Here is a 17276-nt window from a genome sequence, read left to right on the forward strand (position 1 = left end):
GGCGTGGCGGGGTCAGCCGTTCTCGCGGGTCGACGGGTCCGGCTTGCGCAGGCGGGTGGCGAGGACGGCGGCCTGGGTGCGGCGTTCGAGGCCGAGTTTGGCCAGCAGGTGGGAGACGTAGTTCTTGATGGTCTTCTCGGCGAGGAACATCTGCTCGGCGATCTGGCGGTTGGTGAGGCCGCGTCCGATGTGGTCGAGGACGACGCGTTCCTGTTCGGTGAGCATTCGGACGGGGTCGCCGTGTTCGCGTTCGCGGCGGATGCGGTTGAGCAGGGCGGAGGTGGAGCGGGCGTCGAGCAGGGATTCGCCGGCGGCGACGGTGCGGACGGCGGAGACGAGGTCGGTGCCGAGGATGCGTTTGAGGACGAAGCCGGAGGCGCCGGCCATGATGGCGTCGAACAGGGCTTCGTCGTCGGTGAAGGAGGTGAGCATGAGGCATTTGAGGTCGGGCAGCAGGGAGCGCAGTTCGCGGCACAGTTCGATGCCGTTGCCGTCGGGCAGGCGGACGTCGAGCACGGCGACGTCGGCTCGGCTGCCGGGTACCCGGGCCAGGGCTTCGGCCACCGATCCGGCCTCGCCGACCACGTCCAGGTCGTCCGCGCTGTTCAACAGCTCGCGGACCCCGACCCGGACCACCTCGTGGTCGTCCACGAGGAACACCTTCGCGCCCATCTCAGCCATCATGCCTCCCACGATCAGCGTATGGGGTGTCACCGGCGCGCGTGACGCCCGGTCGGGCGGGGACGCCGCAGCGCGACGACTGCCAGGGTGGTCGCCGACGTGATCGCGAGCACGCCCGCCGCCGCGTGCGGTACCAGGCCGTGGTCCAGTCCGAAGTACCAGCTCATCCTCACTCCTCCCGCCGTCCATTGCGCCATCCGGGCGATCTGCTGAACGCGGTCTTTGGTCCTCGATCGGCCGGGACCTACGGCCGCTGCCGGCGTGCCGGCGGGCGCTTAGCGTCGGTGTTGTCGGCGCGCGCGCAGCGCTGTCTTCGGAAAGGATTGGGCTCATGAGCGATCCGATCGTGGTCGGTGTGGACGGTTCGGCCTCGGCGCTGTCGGCGGTGAAGTGGGCCGCCGCCGAGGCGGCCCGGCACCGCCTGCCGCTCAAGCTGGTGCACGCCTACCTGGTGCCCGGCCGCGGCTACCCGGAGATCGTGCTGACCGGGCACGAGGTGCGCCAGGCGCTGGAGGACCAGGGCCGGCAGTGGCTGGCCGAGGCGGAGGCCGCCGCGCTGGCGGCCGCGCCCGGGGTCGAGGTGTCGGTGGCGCTGGAGCACTCGGGTGCGGCCGGCGCGATGGTGTGGGAGTCCAAGCGCGCCCGGACCGTCGTGCTCGGCTCACGGGGGCTGGGCGGGTTCACCGGCGTGCTGGTCGGGTCGGTCGCGGTGGCCGTGGCGGCGCACGGCGAGTGCCCGGTGGTCGTGGTGCGCGGGTCGGTGCCCGAGGACGGGCCGGTCGTGGTCGGGGTGGACGGGTCGCCCGCGAGCGAACGGGCGGTGGGCTTCGCGTTCGAGGCCGCGTCGATGCGCGACGTCCCGCTGGTCGCGGTGCTGGCCGGCGACGACTTCGCGGTGGACGGCGTGTTCGGCGGTCCGCTCGCGGTGGACTGGGAGCGGGTCGAGGAGGAGGAGCGGCTGGTGCTCGCCGAGCGGCTGGCCGGGTGGCAGGAGAAGTACCCGGACGTCGACGTCGAGCGGGTCGTGGTGCAGGACCGGCCGGCGCGCGCCCTGCTCAAGATCGCGGAGCGGGCGCAGCTGCTCGTGGTCGGCAGCCGGGGGCGCGGCGGGTTCAAGGGCATGGTGCTCGGCTCGACCAGCCAGACGCTGGTCTACCACTCGCCGTGCCCGCTGGCCGTGGTCCGACCGCCCGCCGACTGAACCTCGTGTGGCAGGGCGGCCGCAACCGGGTAGCCCCGCCGTGGAGACAACCGAACCCAGGGGAGAGGGCCTCACGGATGACGGACCTGGCACTGGTCGACGCCTACTGGCGCGCCGCGAACTACCTGTCGGCCGGTCAGATCTACCTGTTGGACAACCCGCTGCTGACCGAACCGCTGACCCCGGAGCACATCAAGCCCCGGCTGCTGGGCCACTGGGGCACCACGCCCGGCCTGAACTTCCTCTACGCCCACCTCAACCGGGCGATCCGGGAGCGGGACGTCGAGGTGCTGTTCGTGACCGGGCCCGGTCACGGCGGCCCGGCGCTGCTGGCCAACACCTGGTTGGAGGGCTCCTACAGCGAGAACTACCCGGACGTGCCGCGCGACGAGGAGGGGATGCGCCGGTTGTTCCGGCAGTTCTCCTTCCCGGGCGGGGTCCCGAGTCATGTCGCGCCGGAGGTGCCGGGCTCGATCCACGAGGGCGGGGAGCTGGGGTACTCGCTGGCGCACGCGTTCGGCGCGGCGTTCGACAACCCGGACCTGCTGGTGGCGTGCGTGATCGGCGACGGCGAGGCGGAGACCGGCCCGCTGGCGGCCAGCTGGCACGGCAACAAGTTCCTCGACCCGGCGCGCGACGGTGTCGTGCTGCCGATCCTGCACCTCAACGGCTACAAGATCGCCAACCCGGCGGTGCTGGCGCGGATCCCGCACGAGGAGCTGGACGCGCTGCTGCGCGGCTACGGCTACGCGCCGCACTACGTGGAGGGTGCCGACCCGGCGGCGATGCACGCCCGGATGGCCGAGGTGCTCGACGGCGTGCTGGACGAGGTCCGCCGCATCAAGGAGTCCGGCGACGGCGAGCGACCGCGCTGGCCGATGATCGTCCTGCGCAGCCCGAAGGGGTGGACCGGTCCGTCCGAAGTGGACGGTGTGCCGATCGAGGGCACGTGGCGGGCGCACCAGGTGCCGCTCGCGGGCGTGCGGGACAACCCCGAGCACCTGCGGCAGTTGGAGACGTGGCTGCGCTCGTACCGGCCGCAGGAGCTGTTCGACGACCACGGCCGGCCGAAACCGGAACTGCTGGCGCTCGCGCCCTCCGGCACCCGCCGGATGGGCTCGACCCCGCACGCCAACGGCGGCCTGCTGCTGAGGGAGTTGCGGCTGCCGTCCGTCGCCGCGCACAGCGTCGAGGTGACCAAGCACGGCACCACGACGTCCGAACCGACGCGCGTGCTCGGCCGGCTGCTGCGCGATGTCATGACCCTGAACGCGGACGAGAAGAACTTCCGGTTGTTCGGGCCGGACGAGACGGCGTCGAACCGGTTGGACGCGGTGTACGAGGCGACCGCGAAGCAGTGGCAGGCCGAACGTCTGCCGACCGACGAGCACCTGGAGCCGAACGGTCGGGTGGTGGAGGTGCTGTCCGAGCACCTGTGCCAGGGGTTCCTGGAGGGTTATCTGCTGACCGGGCGGCACGGGCTGTTCAACTGCTACGAGGCGTTCATCCACATCGTGGACTCGATGTTCAACCAGCACGCCAAGTGGCTGGGCACGAGCCGGAAGCTGCCGTGGCGGCGGTCGGTGGCGTCGTTGAACTACCTGCTGTCGTCGCACGTGTGGCGGCAGGATCACAACGGGTTCTCGCACCAGGACCCGGGGTTCATCGACCACGTGATGAACAAGAAGGCCGAGGTGGTGCGGGTCTACCTGCCGCCGGACACCAACACGCTGCTGTCGGTCGCCGACCACTGCCTGCGCAGCCGTGACTACGTCAACGTGGTCGTGTCGGGCAAGAACCTGACGCCGGACTGGCTGGGTCCGCAGGAGGCGGCGCTGCACTGCGCGCGCGGCGCGGGCACGTGGGAGTGGGCGGGGACGGCCGACGGCGAGCCGGACGTGGTGCTGGCGTGCGCGGGCGACGCGCCGACGTTGGAGGTGATGGCGGCGGCGGCGCTGCTGCGGGAGCACCTGCCGGAGTTGCGGGTGCGGGTGGTCAACGTGGTCGACCTGATGCGGTTGCAGCCGGAGACCGAGCACCCGCACGGGATGCCGGACCGCGAGTTCGACGCGTTGTTCACGCCCGACCGGCCGGTGATCTTCGCCTACCACGGCTACCCGTGGCTGATCCACCGGCTGACCTACCGGCGGGCCAACCACGTCAACCTGCACGTGCGCGGCTACAAGGAGGAGGGCACCACGACCACGCCGTTCGACATGCTGGTGCTCAACGACATGGACCGGTACCGGTTGGTGATCGACGTGATCGACCGGGTGCCGGGGCTGGGCGTCCGGGCCGCCGGGCTGCGTCAACTGATGCAGGACCAGCGGACCCGGCACCACACCTGGATCCGGGAGCACGGCGAGGACCTGCCCGAAGTCCGCGACTGGGCCTGGCCGTACTGATGCGCGTGCTGGTGGTGAACGCGGGTTCGTCGAGCCTGAAGCTGTCCGTGCTCGACGGCGACGACGTGGTGGCGCAACGCCACGTAGAGCGCTGGGACGGCACCGGCGGCGTCGCCGAGTTCCTGGCCGACGCGCCGGACGTGGACGCCGTGGGCCACCGGGTGGTCCACGGCGGGCCGGACTTCTCCGGTCCCGTGGTCCTCGACGCCGAGAGCCGCGCGGCGGTGGAACGCCTCACCGACCTTGCCCCGCTGCACCAACCTCGGGCGTTGGCGGGGATCGACGCGGCCACGTCGGCGTTGCCGGACGTGCCGCAGGTGGCGTGCTTCGACACCGCGTTCCACCACACCATGCCCGGTTTCGCGACCACGTACGCGGTGCCGGCGCGGTGGCGGGACGAGTGGGGCGTGCGTCGGTACGGGTTCCACGGGCTGTCGCACGCGTACGCGTCCCGCCGTGCCGGGGAACTGGCCGGTGGCTCCCGGGTGGTCACCTGTCACCTGGGCGCGGGCTGTTCGCTGGCCGCCGTGCGCGACGGGCGGTCGGTCGACACGACGATGGGCTTCACCCCGTTGGCGGGTCTGGTGATGGCGACCCGCAGCGGCGACGTGGACCCCGGGCTGCTGGTGTGGTTGCTGCGCGACGGGAAGCTGTCGGCGGCGGAGCTGGAGGACGACCTGGAGCACCGGTCCGGTCTGCTCGGCCTGTCCGGGAGCGCCGATCTCCGGGACGTCCACCGCGCCGGGACGCCTGAGGCGGCGTTGGCCGTGGAGGTGTTCGTGCACCGGCTGCGCCAGGCGATCGCGGCGATGGTGGCGTCGCTGGGCGGGCTGGACGTGCTCGTGTTCACCGGTGGGGTGGGCGAGCACGACGCGGCCGTGCGCGCGCGGACCGTGGAGGGGTTGGGGTTCCTGGGTGTCGCGGTGGACCAGGAGCGCAACGCGGGACGTGCCGGTGACGAGGTGATCAGCGCCGACGGGTCGTCGGCCGCGGTCGTGGTGGTGCAGGCGCGGGAAGACCTGGAGATCGCCGCGGGCGTGCGGCAGGCCGTCGGCTGAGCCGGGTCGGCTCGACCGGGTCGGCCGCGACGGGGTCGGCTGAACCGTCCACGGGGGACGATTCGGGCCGGTGGTGTTCAGGATGTGGGAGCCGGTGGACAGCGGTCTGCGGTCGAACGGATGATTCGCCCGTTTGCGAACATCGGACGGGGGCCGCCACATGACGACCGCACTGGACCACCCAGGGCTGGACCACCCGGAGCTGGACCACCCGGTGTGGACGTCGTTGACCGGCGTGCACGCCCGCTTCGCCGAGCGGCACGGTCAGGTGCTGCGCTACCGGGCCGACGTCGCGCCGTTCCTGGCGCTGCCGCCGGAGCCGGACGAACGGGTCTGGGACGACATCGCCGGCCTGGTCGGGCCCGGCCTGCTGGCCGGGCTGAGCAGCCCGGCGGGCATCGACCCGCCGGCGGGCTGGGAGGTCGAGTTCCGCGGCGCGGGCGTGCAGCTCGTCGGCGAGGGCGTGCGGGCCGCCGAGGACCCGGAGGCGGTCCGGCTGACGGCGGCGGACGTGCCGGAGATGCTGGAGCTGGTGGAGCGCGCCAAGCCCGGCCCGTTCCGGGAGCGGACCATCGAGCTGGGCACCTACCTGGGGATCCGGCGCGCCGGGCGGCTGGTCGCGATGGCCGGCGAGCGGATGCACCCGCCGGGGTGGACCGAGATCAGCGCGGTGTGCACCGACGCCGAGCACCGGGGCCAGGGGCTCGCGACGCGGCTCGTGCTGGCGGTGGCGGCCGGGATCCGGGCGCGCGGCGAGACGCCGATGATGCACGCGACGGAGGACAACACCAACGCGATCCGGCTCTACGAGTCGCTCGGCTTCCGGCTCCGCCGCCGGTCGGAGTTCGTGGCGGTGCGGGTCCCGGTGGCCGAGGTCGCGTGAACCGGCGGTGCCGGACCCCGTGACCGGGCAGGGTGGTCGTCATGAGCGACGATCTCCTGGCCCGGCTGGACCGCCTCGAAGCCGAACTCGCGCTGCGCCGGCTGGCCAACGAGTACTGCGTGGCCGCCGACCACCGCGACCTGGAACTGTGGCGGGCGGTGTGGGCGCCGGACGCGGTGTGGGCGACCGGCCCGGCTCCCGAGCGGATCTTCACCGGAGTGGCCGCGATCTGCGCCGCCGTCCAGTGGCAGTGGCGGACGTACCCCCTCATGCAGCACGGCACGGTCAACCACGTGGTCGACCTCGACGCCGTGGCGCAGGGCGTCGCGACCGGCCGCAGCGACGTCGTCCTGCACGTCCGGCTGGCCGACGACACCTGGGTGACCGGCGGCGGCACCTACCTGGACGAGTACCGCCGGCACGACGGCCGGTGGCGGATCACCCGGCGAACCGTGCACCGGCCGTTCGAGGTCGGCCCACTGCCCGGCTGGGTGCCCGAGCCGAAGGCCGAGTAGCGATGGCCGCCGCCGGGGCGTTACGGCGTGGGCGAGTCGGTGAGCGTGGCGACGTAGCCGTGCTCGACGATCCGCTGCGCGGACTCCTTGTAGACCGCCGGGTCCTCGGGTGCGAGCGTGCCCAGGCCGTCGACGTACCGGTTGAACATCGCGAACGCCGCCGCGATCAGCACCGTGTCGTGGATCTCCACGTCGGTCGCGCCCTCGGCGCGCGCCTCGTCCACGAGCAGCGTGGTCACCTTGCGGCCGGACTCCTGCACGGCGGCGGCGATCTTGAGCAGCGCCCGCAGCTTGTCCGAGATGGGCGCGCTGTACGGGTCCTTGCGGACCTCCTTGACCAGCGCCATCCCGTCGTCCAGCTGGGCGGCGGCGAAGGCCGAGTGCGAGTCGCAGCAGAACTTGCACTCGTTGAGCCCGGACACGTACGCGGCGATCAGCTCGCGTTCGCCCTGCGGCAGGGAGTGCGGCGCGCGCAGCAGCGCCTCGGCCAGCTGGTTGAGCGGTCCGGCGGTCTCCGGCCGGAACCGCATCGGGCCGGAGATGCCGGGGAACAGGGACTCGTCCACGCCGAAGTCGATATGCGCCATGACTTCACGCTAGTACCCGTTCCGGGGCCGGCGTGCCCCGAAACGGACCAACCCCGGGCCGTCCACCCGGGACTCCTCGGCGGTCCGACGACCCATTTGGATCGAGCGGTCCAAAACTGCTAGCGTCGGCGACGTGGCCCGACCGAAGAGCTTCGACGAGGACCGCGCGCTGGACGCGGCGATGCACGCGTTCTGGGCGAACGGCTACCACGCCACCTCGACCCAGGACCTGTGCGCCGCGACGGGCCTGGGGCGCAGCAGCGTCTACCACGCGTTCGTCAGCAAGCACGAGCTGTTCACCCGCGCGCTGACCAGGTACGTCGAGTCGATGACCGCCGGACACCTGGCGATCCTGGAGGACGACTCGCGATCCGCGGTGGACCGGGTCCGCGCGCTGCTCGCGTTCGTGGTGGACGGCGAGCAGGCGCACCGGCGCGACGGCCGTGGTCTGGGCTGCCTGTCGGTGAACACGGTGGTGGAGCTCGGCGGTGACGACGCCGTGGTGGCCCGGCTGCTCGACCGCGACCGGGAACGGCGGCACGCCGCGTTGCGCGCGGTGGTCGAGCGCGGGCAGCGCGACGGCGAGTTCCGCACCGGGCAGGACCCGGCGCACCTGGTCCGGTTCCTGGACTCGGTGGTGGCCGGGATGCGGGTGGCCAGCCAGGGTGGCGCGGACCGCGCCGACCTCGAAGGTGTCGCGGCGACCGCGTTGAGCGCGTTGACCGGCTGAGGTCCCGTCCCGGCAGGAGCGGGTCGTGGGCTGCACTCATTTTGTACTGATCGTTCCATAACTGGGGGTGGGCGCGTGCCTCGTGCGGTGTACGTGATCGCGGTCGGCATCTTCGCGATGGTGACCGGGGAGTTCGTGGTGGCGGGGCTGATGCCGCAGATGGCGGCCGGCCTGGGCGTCACCGTCCCGGAGATCGGCTACCTGATCACGGCGTTCGCCGTGGCGATGGCCGTCGGCGGGCCGTTCCTGACCGTCGCGGTGATGCGACTGCCGGTCCGCCGCGCGCTGCTGGTGCTGTTCGCGGTGTTCCTGGCGGGCAACGTGCTCGCCACGACCGCGTCGGACTACGGCGTGATGCTGGCGGCGCGGGTGGTCACCGGCGTGGCGGCGCAGGCGTTCTTCGGGGTCGGGATCTCGCTGTGCCTCCAGGTCGTGCGACCCGACCTGCGCGGCCGGGCCGTCGCGGCGGCGATGAACGGGCTGATGCTCGGCACGGTGCTCGGCCTGCCGCTCTCGACGCTGGTCGGGGAGCACTTCGGCTGGCGCGCGGCGTTCTGGGTGATCACCGCGTTGGCGGTGCTCGCGGCGGGCGCGACGGCCGTCGGCGTGCCCGCCGGCGTGTCGACCCACGCGGGCGGCCGGCTGCGGGACGAACTCGCGGTGTTCCGCCGGGCGCGGCTGTGGCGGGTGCTCGCGGCGAGCACCTTCACGATCGGCGCGACCTTCGCCGCGTTCAGCTACTTCACCCCGATCCTGACCGAGGTCACCGGGTTCTCCGCCGGCGTGGTCCCACTGCTGCTGGTCGGGTACGGGGTGGCGACCGTCGTGGGCAACCTGGTCGTCGGGCGGCTGGCCGACCGGCGGCCGCACACCGTGCTGGTGGCCGGGTTGGGGCTCAACGCGGCCTTCCTCGCGGTGTTCGCGCTGACCGCCGACGTGCCGGTGCTCGCGATCGCGGCCATGGCCGGCGTCGGGCTGGTCGGTGTGACCATGAACCCGGCCATGGCGACCCGCGTGCAGCGCGCGGGGAACGCCGGGCCGCTGGTCAACACCGTGCACACGTCGTTCATCACGCTGGGGATCATCATCGGCTCGTCGGTGGGCGGCGCGGCGATCACCGCGTTCGGGCTGCGTGCCCCACTGTGGCTGGGCGTGGTGCTGGCGCTGGCCGGCGTGCTGACGGTGCTGCCCGACGTGCTGCCCCGAGGACGACCCCGAGGACGGCGCGAAGGAAGGCGAGGTGGGCCGGCCGAGGCACGACCGGCCCACGACGTCACGGCGTGACCGGGACGTTGGTCAGGCCGTTGACCGCGCGGGTCACCGTGTTCGAGGCGTGTACCACGTTGGGCAGCGCGGAGCACTTCGACGTGGACGTGATCTTGATGGCGTACTGGCCGACGCCGCCGAGGTCGGAACGGTTGCCGCGCCACACGTTGCCGCACCCGTTGGCGAACGACGGGGTGGTGGCCGGGTTGTGCGTCTCGTAGCCGTTGGCGAACGTGCCGGGGGAGCCGAATGTGCCGGTGTTGTCCTCGATCGTGTAGCCGACGCCCTTCACGTCGATCCACGAGTCGGCGGAGTTCTGACCGGAGATCCCCTTGCCGTCGAAGGTGTTGCCGCGGATCACGCCGTGGAACGTGCCCTCCTTGACGTCGATCGGCTCGGCCGCGATGTTCGGCCCGATCCGGTTGCCCAGCACCTGCACCCGGTCGCTGCGGTCGACGCCGCCGGAGTTGCCGTGGCAGCCCCAGTTCGAGTTGGCCGACCCGAGGTAGACGCCCTCGCCGTAGCCGGGCTGCACCAGCCCGGTGTCGGTGATGGTCGAGTCGCGCAGGACGCTGTCCGCCGACGAGCGCCGGAAGTGCACGCCCTCCTCGTCGACGTGGTGCACCGAGACCCGGGAGATCACCGTGTGGTGCGAGTTGTCGGCGACGATGCCCTTCTTGGACTCCCGCACGGTGAACCCGGTCAGGTTCCAGTGCGGCGCGTCGTACAGCCACAGGCCGTACCCCGGGTCCCAGCCCGCCGTCGGGGCCGGGCAGCTCGGCGCGTCGCCGGACGGGCCGTCGTTGACCAGCACGGCGTCCGCCGGGCCGGTGAGCGTGATCGGCGCGCCGGCCGTGCCGGGGCGGGTGGTCGCGAACGAGCCCCGGTACACGCCCGCCGCGAGCCGGATCGTCTGGCCGGGAGCGGCGGCGGTGAGCGCGGCCTGGAGCTGCGCGGCGGTGGCGACGTCCACTGTGGACCCGCCGGAGGCCGGGCTGGTCCGGGCGGCGACCGGGGAGCCGGCCGGGGAGGTGTTGCCCGCCGCGTCACGGGCGCGGACGGTGAACGCGTAGGCGGTGTCGGGGGTGAGCGCGCCGACCGTGGCGGCCGTCGTGGTGGAGGTGGCGACGACCGTGGAGCCGTGCAGCACCTGGTACTCGACCACGCCGACGTTGTCGGTGGACTCCTTCCACAGCAAGGAGATCGAGGTGGACGTGACACCGGTCGCGAGGGGCGGGCCGGGCGTGGTCGGCGGGGTGGTGTCGGGTGCCGGGCCGCCGCCCGCGCACGGCGCGCCGTTCACCGTGCAACTCGCGGGCAGGCCCGGTCCGCTGACGTTGAAGCCGAACCCGGCGGTGCCGCCGGGCCGGATCTTGCCGTTGAACCCGGCGTTGGCGAACCTGAAGTGCTGACCGGTCCTGGTGAGCACCGAGTTCCACGAGTTGGTGACCGCCGTGCCCGCCGGGAGGTCGAACTCGACCACCCAGCCGGTGCTGTCCGCGTCGCCGGTGTTGGTCAACGCGAACCTGCCGCCGTAGCCGGTGCTCCAGACCGAGTCCTGGCTGAACTCGGCGGTCACCCGGGCCGCCGCCGCGTGGGCCGGTGGGCTGAGCACGGCGGTGAGCGCGGCGCAGGCGACCGCGACCGCTGACAGACGTTTCCTCATGCCGGAGACACCCTTCGGGCAGGGGAGGGGTTGAGTGTCGCGGCTTACACCCGTGGTCGGGACATTTATAAGCACGCGTTCCGGCGTAGTCAACGAACCGCTTCGGACAGTCAGACGTGGAGATCGGGCCTGGGTTGCCGGGCGCGCGACAACCGGCGCGCGGCGGGTTGGCCGAGCAGAACGCCGACGAGCACCAGCGCCAGGCCGAAGCCCTGCCGGGCGGTCAGCGGCTCGCCCGCCACGGCCATCCCGAGCACCACCCCGGTCACCGGGTTGAGCAGGCCGATCAGCCCGACCGTGCCCGCGTCGAGGTGGCGCAGCCCGGTGAACCACGCGCTGAACGCGACCGCCGTGGCGATCACCGTGACGTAGCCGAACGCGGCGGCGCTGCTCGCGGTCAGCGGTGGCGGGCCGCCCTCGATGACGACCGCCGCGACGGTGAGCACCAGTCCGCCGGCGATGAGCTGCCACGACGTCACCGACAGCACGTCGGCGTCGGAGGCCCACTTCTTGGTCAGCACGTGGCCGGTGGCGGACATGAGCATCGCGGCGGCGGACGCGACCACGCCCAGCGGGCTGACCGCGCCGACGCCGGTGGCCAGCATCAGCACCACGCCGCCGATCCCGACCGCCGCGCCGGTCACCGCCAGGGCACGCGGCCGCTCGGCGAGCGCGAGCCAGGCGACCGCCATCATCGCGGCGGGCGAGACGGCCATGATCGTCGCCGCCAGGCTGGTGGGCAGCAGTTGCGCGGAGACGTAGACCAGGGCGAAGAACGCGCCCATGTTCAGCGTGCCGAGCACCGCCGCGCGCCACCACCAGTCGCCGCGCGGCCGTTCCCGGCGGACCGCCAGCAGGAGCAGGCCGGCGGGCAGGGCGCGCAGCGCGGAGCCCCACAGCGGCTGGTCGGCGGGCAGGAACCGGTGCGTGACGTAGTAGGTCGATCCCCAGGCGATCGGCGCGACGGCGGTGACCAGCGCCCACCGGGTGGTAGCTTCCATGGAAGGCAATATAGCTTCCGTGGAAGGTATATTGTCGCGGGTGTGAGCGGACACCAGGACCACGTGGCCCGGATCCAGGCCGAGTGGGCACGCGAACGACCGGACCTCGACGTCTCGCCGCAGGGCGTCATCGGCCGGCTGCACCGGTTGGCCGCCGTGCTGACCGAGCAGCTCACCGTCGTCTACCGGCGGCACGGCCTGGGCGAGGGCGAGTTCGACGTGCTGGCCGCCCTGCGCCGGGCGGGCGAGCCTTGCGAGCGCGCGCCCGGCGAACTCGCCCTGCACACCATGGTCACCACCGGTGCCATCACCAAGCGCATCGACCGGCTGGAGCGCGACGGCCTGGTCGCCCGCCGGGCCGCCTCCGCCGACGGCCGCCGCCGCGTCGTGGCGCTGACCGACGCGGGCAAGCGCGTGATCGACCAGGCGTTCACCGAGCACATGGCCAACGAGCGCCGGTTGCTCGACGTGCTGGACCCGGCCGACGCGCGGGCGCTGGAGCGGCTGCTCGCGACCTGGCTCGGCCACTTCGAGACACCGTCCGCCGGCTGACGCGCCCGAGCCAGGCCCGCGACTGGACCGACCGGGTGATCTTCGGCGGACCGCCGCGCCGGGACGGGCCGCGCGGCCCGGCGACCACCTCACCCGCCTGGGCGATCGGCACGGCCGCACCGGCACCCTGTTGGCCGAAAGCGCTGCGCCGGACCTCGCGCCGCACCGCGCTTCGGCGGCGGCCGGCCCGATCGCCGCGATCACGGCGTTGTGGCGGGGAACCCGAAGCCCGCTCGAACTGTCTCAGTAGGGTAGTGCGACCGTGAGACAGGGGGAGTCGATGGCAGCCGACCACCGGGCCGAATTACCGGACTTCGGGCCGTACCGCATCCTCGGGATGCTCGGCCAGGGCGGCATGGGCGTGGTGTACCGGGCCTACGACACGGTCAACGACCGGATCGTGGCGCTCAAGAAGCTGCCGACCTCGGGCACCGACCCGGAGTTCCGCGCCCGGTTCCAGCGCGAGTCGCGGCTGGCGGCGGCGCTGAGCCACCCGAACATCGTCCCGGTCCACGACTTCGGCGAGATCGACGGCCAGCTCTACCTCGACATGCTGCTGATCGACGGCGTCGACCTGCGCCGGATGCTCGGCCAGGGCTCGGTCGACCAGGACCGGGCGCTGGCCGTCCTGCGCCAGGTGGCGCGGGCGCTGGACGCCGCGCACCAGAGCGGCCTGGTGCACCGGGACGTCAAGCCGTCCAACATCATGGTCGACGGCGCGGGCAAGGCCTACCTGGCCGACTTCGGCATCGCCCGCGAGACCTCCTCCGACGCGACCGTGCTCACCCAGTCCGGCGACCTGATCGGGTCGTGGGACTACATGGCCCCCGAACGGCTCTCCCGCGGCCAGGTCGACGGCCGCGCCGACCAGTACTCGCTGGCCTGCGTGCTGTTCGAGTGCCTGACCGGCCGGCTGCCGTACCCGATGGACGACATGGCCGCCAAGGTCGCCGCCCACCTGCTGCAACCGCCGCCCGCGCCGTCGGTGTTCGTGCCGACGATCACCCCCGAGCTGGACGCCGTGGTGCTGCGCGGCCTGGCCAAGGAGCCCGCCCGCCGGTTCGAGTCGGTGACCGCGATGCTCACCGCCGCCGAGCAGGCCGCCTACTCCGGCGACACCGCCCGCTCGGCCAAGCCGACCCTGGTCGGCCCGTCCAAGGAACGCGACCAGGCCCGGATCGTCAAGGCGATCGTGCGCGCCTCGGGCGCGCGCCGACCGGCCACCCGGCGGCTCGGGCAGGCCGCGCCGGTCTGCCCGTACCCCGGCCTGAGCGGCTTCGAGCGGGCCGACGCGGACATGTTCCACGGCCGCGACCACGTGGTGTCCGACCTGCTGGTGCGGCTGGCCGAGCAGGTCGACGGCGGCGAGCCGGTGGTGGTGGTCGGCGCGTCCGGCTCGGGCAAGTCCTCGGTGCTGCGGGCCGGCCTGCTGCCCGCGCTGGCCGGCGAGGCCTCCGACGCGGAGTGGCCGCAGATCGTGCTCACCCCCGGGCCGGACCCGGTGCGCGGCCTCGCCCTGGCGATGGCCGCCCGCTCCCAGGTCGCGGCCGAGGAGTGGGCGCGGGTGATCCGCCAGACGCCCGACCGGTTCGGCGCGCTGTGCGCCAAGTCGGTCGGCGCGACCACCTCCCGCCCGGTGATCCTGGTCGACCAGTTCGAGGAGCTGTTCACCCACGGCACCCCCGAGGCCGACCGGCTCGCCTACGTCACCGCGCTCACCTCGGCCGCCCCGGCGATCGTGATCCTCGCCGTCCGCGCCGACCTGGTGGACCGGTGCATCGAGCTGGCCGCGCTGCGGCCCGCGCTGACCGCGCCCGTCCTGCTCGGCCCGATGGACGCCACCGAGCTGCGCCAGGCGATCGTGACGCCCGCCCGGGACGCGGGCCTGGAGATCGAGCCCGGCCTGCCCGAGCGGCTCATCGCCGACCTGGGCGTGCGCGGCGAGATCGGCTACGACCCCGGCGCGCTGCCCCGGCTCGCGCACGCCCTGCGCGAGACGTGGAACCACCGCGAGGGCAACGTGCTCACCCTCGCCGCGTACCGGCGGGTCGGCGGGATCGACGGCGCGGTGTCGCGCACCGCCGAGGAGATCCACGACCGGCTCGACCCGCTGGGCCGGCAGTACCTGCGGGACACGATGCTGCGCATGGTGACCGTGCTCGACGACGGCACCGCGATGCGCCGCCGGGTCGACCCGCGCGAACTGCCCGCGCCCGCGATCGTCGACCACCTGATCAACGCCCGCCTGGTCACCGTGGACGGCTCCGGCGCGCGGCTGAGCCACGAAGCGCTGCTCACCGCGTGGCCCCGGCTGCGCGGGTGGATCGACGAGGACCGCGCGGGCCTGATCCAGCACCGCCGGTTCGCCGACGCGGTGCGGGTGTGGGCCGAGTCCGGCCGGCTCGCCGACGACCTCTACCGGGGCATCCGGCTGGCGTCGCTGACCTCGTGGCTGGACACCGCCCGCGACCGGGTCCGGCTCCAGCCCGTCGAGCAGGAGTTCCTGGTCCGCTCCAACGCCGCCGAGCACGCGGGCCAGGTCGCCGCCCGGCAGCGCACCCGGCGGCTGCGGGTGCTGGTCGCGTCGCTGAGCGTGCTGCTGCTGGTCGCCTCCGGCATGGCGGTGGTGGCGGTCAAGCTCCAGCAGGACGCGAACGACCAGCGCGACCAGGCCAACGCCGCCCGCCAGCTCAACCTCTCCCGCCAGCTCGCCGCCGAGGCGGCCACCACCCGCGGCGTCGACCCCCGGCGCGGCGCGCTGTTCGCGCTCGGCTCGTGGCAGGCGGGGCAGACCGTGGAGAGCCGCAGCGCGCTGCTGTCCGCCCAGTCCGACAGCTACCGGGGCCGGATCGACGCCCACGACGGCATCATCTCGTCGCTGGCGATGAACGGCGACGCGACCATCGCGGTGACCGGCGGGCGGGACGGCAAGCTGCGGATGTTCGACGTGCCCGGCCGCAAGCAGATCACCGAGCTGGACGGCTCCGGCGGCTGGTACCGGACCGTGTCGATGTCCGGCGACGGCAAGCTGGTCGGCGTCGCCAACCCCACCCAGAAGGCGGTGACCGTCTGGGACGTCGAAGAGCGCAAGATGGTCAAGCGGCTGCCCGGCGTGGGCATCGACGTGGCGATGGCCAAGGACGGCAGGACCATGGCCGCCATCATGGACAAGGGCGTCGTCATCTACGACACCGCGACCTGGGGCGAGATCACCTCGTTCCAGGCCTCGCCGTCGATCTTCCTGGCCTACAGCGCCGACAGCACGCTGATCGCCACCACCAACGTGGACAAGGTCGAGGTGCACCGGGTCTCCGACGGCGCGCTGGTGACCACCCTCGCCGGGCACACCAACATGGTCTCGGCGATGGCGTTCAGCCCGGACGGCAAGACGCTGGCCAGCGTCGCCATGGACGGCTCGCTGCGGCTGTGGGACACCACGTCGTGGGCCAACCGGCTCACCCTGACCACCACCGAGGGCGGGCTCAGCGCCGTCACGTGGAGCCCCGGCGGCTCGACCGTGGTCGGCAGCGGCATCGGCACCAGCGTCTACGCCTGGGACCCGCACAACGGCTCGCTGGTCGCCCGGCTGGCCACCCGCTCGGTGACCATGTACGGCGTCGCGGTGTCCGCCGACGGGCACACCCTGCTCGGCGCGGACTCCGCCGGCGAGATCACCGTCTGGTCGCTGCTGCGGACCGTCCTGGGCGACCGGTCCGCCGCCGTCATCGGCACCAAGTTCCAGCCCGGCGGCGACGTGCTGGCCTCGGTCGACGGCATCGGCGTGCTGCACCTGTGGGACAGCGCCAAGGGCGACCTGATCAAACGGGCGCAGGCCCACCAGGGCGCGGCCTACGACGTGGCGTTCAAACCGGACGGCAGCGAGCTGGTCACCGTCGGCGAGGACGGCGTGGTCGTGCTGTGGAACGCCGAGGGGCGCGAGCTGCGCCGGTTCAGCCGGCCCGGCACGGTGTTCACCGCCGTGCGGTTCAGCCCGGACGGGCAGCGGATCGCGGTCGGTGGTCGCGCCCCGGTCAAGTCCGAGGAGGACCGCGACGAGCTGCTGCTGCTCGACTCGGCGACCCTGTCGCCGCAGCGCCGGCCGACCCGCGACAACCCGCGCAACACCTCCGCGGAGGACGTCAAGTCCAACTACCCCAACGGGATCGCGTTCAGCCCGGACGGCCGGACGTTGGCCGTCACGCTGTCCGCGGGCAAGGTCGGGCTGTGGAACCTGGTGGACCCCGGCGCGGAGATGACCATCCTGCCGGGTCACGAGGGCATCGCGATCGACGCCGAGTTCAGCCCCGACGGCTCGACCCTGGCCACGGCCGGCTCGGACCGGCTGGTCCGGCTGTGGCGGGTCCGCGACGGCTCCCAGGTCGGCACCCTGACCGGCAGTGACTCGACCGTGCGTCGCGTCGCCTACAGTCCGGACGGCAAGATGATCGCCACGGCCAGCCAGGACACCGTCGTCCGGGTGTGGGACGCGGTCGGCCTGCGGCCGCTGGCCCGGATGGACCGGCACGAGGACCAGCTCAACGACGTGTCGTTCGACTCGTCGGGCACGCGGCTGGCCAGCGGCGGTGCGGACGGCGTCACCAGGCTGTGGGACCTGGACCCGGGCAACGGGGTCGAGGTGCTGTGCGGCTCGCTGGACCGCGACAGCCTGGCCGACGAGTGGAACGCGTTGGGCTCGGACCGCGGCTCGCCGCCGTCCTGCCCCAACTGAGA

At 73.0% G+C, this 17276-nt stretch carries 14 protein-coding genes; 9 read left to right on the forward strand and 5 right to left on the reverse strand.

What is annotated here, in order from left to right; translation table 11 throughout:
• Positions 1–12: 12 nt before the first annotated feature.
• Both BN6_RS18410 and BN6_RS46775 read right to left on the reverse strand, forming a co-directional pair.
• Positions 13–672: a response regulator transcription factor gene (locus tag BN6_RS18410; RefSeq protein ID WP_041313194.1), complete on the reverse strand. Its 660-nt coding sequence runs from the start codon at positions 670–672 to the stop codon at positions 13–15.
• Positions 673–710: 38 nt separating this feature from the next.
• Positions 711–848 (reverse strand): hypothetical protein, encoded by a 138-nt coding sequence (locus tag BN6_RS46775; RefSeq protein ID WP_158509407.1) that lies wholly within the window; start codon positions 846–848, stop codon positions 711–713.
• A 164-nt stretch (positions 849–1012) separates the two neighbouring features.
• On the opposite strand from BN6_RS46775, the gene BN6_RS18415 reads away from it, so the two are divergent.
• From BN6_RS18415 to BN6_RS18435, 5 genes are all read left to right on the forward strand, one after another.
• Complete coding sequence (locus BN6_RS18415) at positions 1013–1882, forward strand: universal stress protein (RefSeq protein WP_015101207.1); 870 nt, start codon at positions 1013–1015, stop codon at positions 1880–1882.
• Positions 1883–1959: 77 nt separating this feature from the next.
• Positions 1960–4287, forward strand: coding sequence for a phosphoketolase family protein (locus BN6_RS18420; RefSeq protein ID WP_051075636.1), 2328 nt, complete (start codon positions 1960–1962; stop codon positions 4285–4287).
• Entirely contained in the window at positions 4287–5345 is a 1059-nt protein-coding gene (locus BN6_RS18425) for an acetate/propionate family kinase (RefSeq protein ID WP_015101209.1), read from the forward strand. The genes BN6_RS18420 and BN6_RS18425 overlap by 1 nt, the downstream gene beginning before the upstream one ends.
• Before the next feature lie 160 nt (positions 5346–5505).
• Positions 5506–6228, forward strand: coding sequence for a GNAT family N-acetyltransferase (locus tag BN6_RS18430; RefSeq protein WP_015101210.1), 723 nt, complete (start codon positions 5506–5508; stop codon positions 6226–6228).
• Positions 6229–6269: 41 nt separating this feature from the next.
• Positions 6270–6743, forward strand: a complete 474-nt coding sequence (locus BN6_RS18435; protein WP_015101211.1) for a nuclear transport factor 2 family protein — start codon at positions 6270–6272, stop codon at positions 6741–6743.
• 20 nt (positions 6744–6763) lie between these two features.
• Here BN6_RS18435 and BN6_RS18440 read toward each other — a convergent pair whose 3' ends face one another.
• Positions 6764–7330, reverse strand: coding sequence for a carboxymuconolactone decarboxylase family protein (locus tag BN6_RS18440; RefSeq protein WP_015101212.1), 567 nt, complete (start codon positions 7328–7330; stop codon positions 6764–6766).
• 133 nt (positions 7331–7463) lie between these two features.
• Here BN6_RS18440 and BN6_RS18445 point away from each other — a divergent pair, with 133 nt between their 5' ends.
• Together BN6_RS18445 and BN6_RS18450 are read left to right on the forward strand one after the other, a co-directional pair.
• Complete coding sequence (locus tag BN6_RS18445; protein ID WP_015101213.1) at positions 7464–8060, forward strand: TetR/AcrR family transcriptional regulator; 597 nt, start codon at positions 7464–7466, stop codon at positions 8058–8060.
• 75 nt (positions 8061–8135) lie between these two features.
• On the forward strand, positions 8136–9344 hold the full coding sequence (locus BN6_RS18450) for an MFS transporter (protein ID WP_015101214.1): 1209 nt from the start codon (positions 8136–8138) through the stop codon (positions 9342–9344).
• On the opposite strand, the gene BN6_RS45785 is transcribed toward BN6_RS18450, so the two are convergent.
• Positions 9334–10992 (reverse strand): cellulose binding domain-containing protein, encoded by a 1659-nt coding sequence (locus tag BN6_RS45785; RefSeq protein ID WP_015101215.1) that lies wholly within the window; start codon positions 10990–10992, stop codon positions 9334–9336. The genes BN6_RS18450 and BN6_RS45785 overlap by 11 nt on opposite strands.
• Before the next feature lie 110 nt (positions 10993–11102).
• The gene (locus BN6_RS18460) at positions 11103–11993 is read right to left on the reverse strand and encodes a DMT family transporter (protein WP_041313199.1); all 891 of its coding nucleotides are present in this window, start codon (positions 11991–11993) and stop codon (positions 11103–11105) included.
• A gap of 42 nt (positions 11994–12035) precedes the next feature.
• On the opposite strand from BN6_RS18460, the gene BN6_RS18465 reads away from it, so the two are divergent.
• Both BN6_RS18465 and BN6_RS18470 read left to right on the forward strand, forming a co-directional pair.
• On the forward strand, positions 12036–12545 hold the full coding sequence (locus BN6_RS18465) for a MarR family winged helix-turn-helix transcriptional regulator (RefSeq protein ID WP_015101217.1): 510 nt from the start codon (positions 12036–12038) through the stop codon (positions 12543–12545).
• A 280-nt stretch (positions 12546–12825) separates the two neighbouring features.
• Positions 12826–17274, forward strand: coding sequence for an nSTAND1 domain-containing NTPase (locus BN6_RS18470; RefSeq protein WP_041313202.1), 4449 nt, complete (start codon positions 12826–12828; stop codon positions 17272–17274).
• Positions 17275–17276: the final 2 nt, after the last annotated feature.

Origin of the sequence: Saccharothrix espanaensis DSM 44229, assembly GCF_000328705.1 — a bacterium.
GTDB lineage: Bacteria > Actinomycetota > Actinomycetes > Mycobacteriales > Pseudonocardiaceae > Actinosynnema > Actinosynnema espanaense.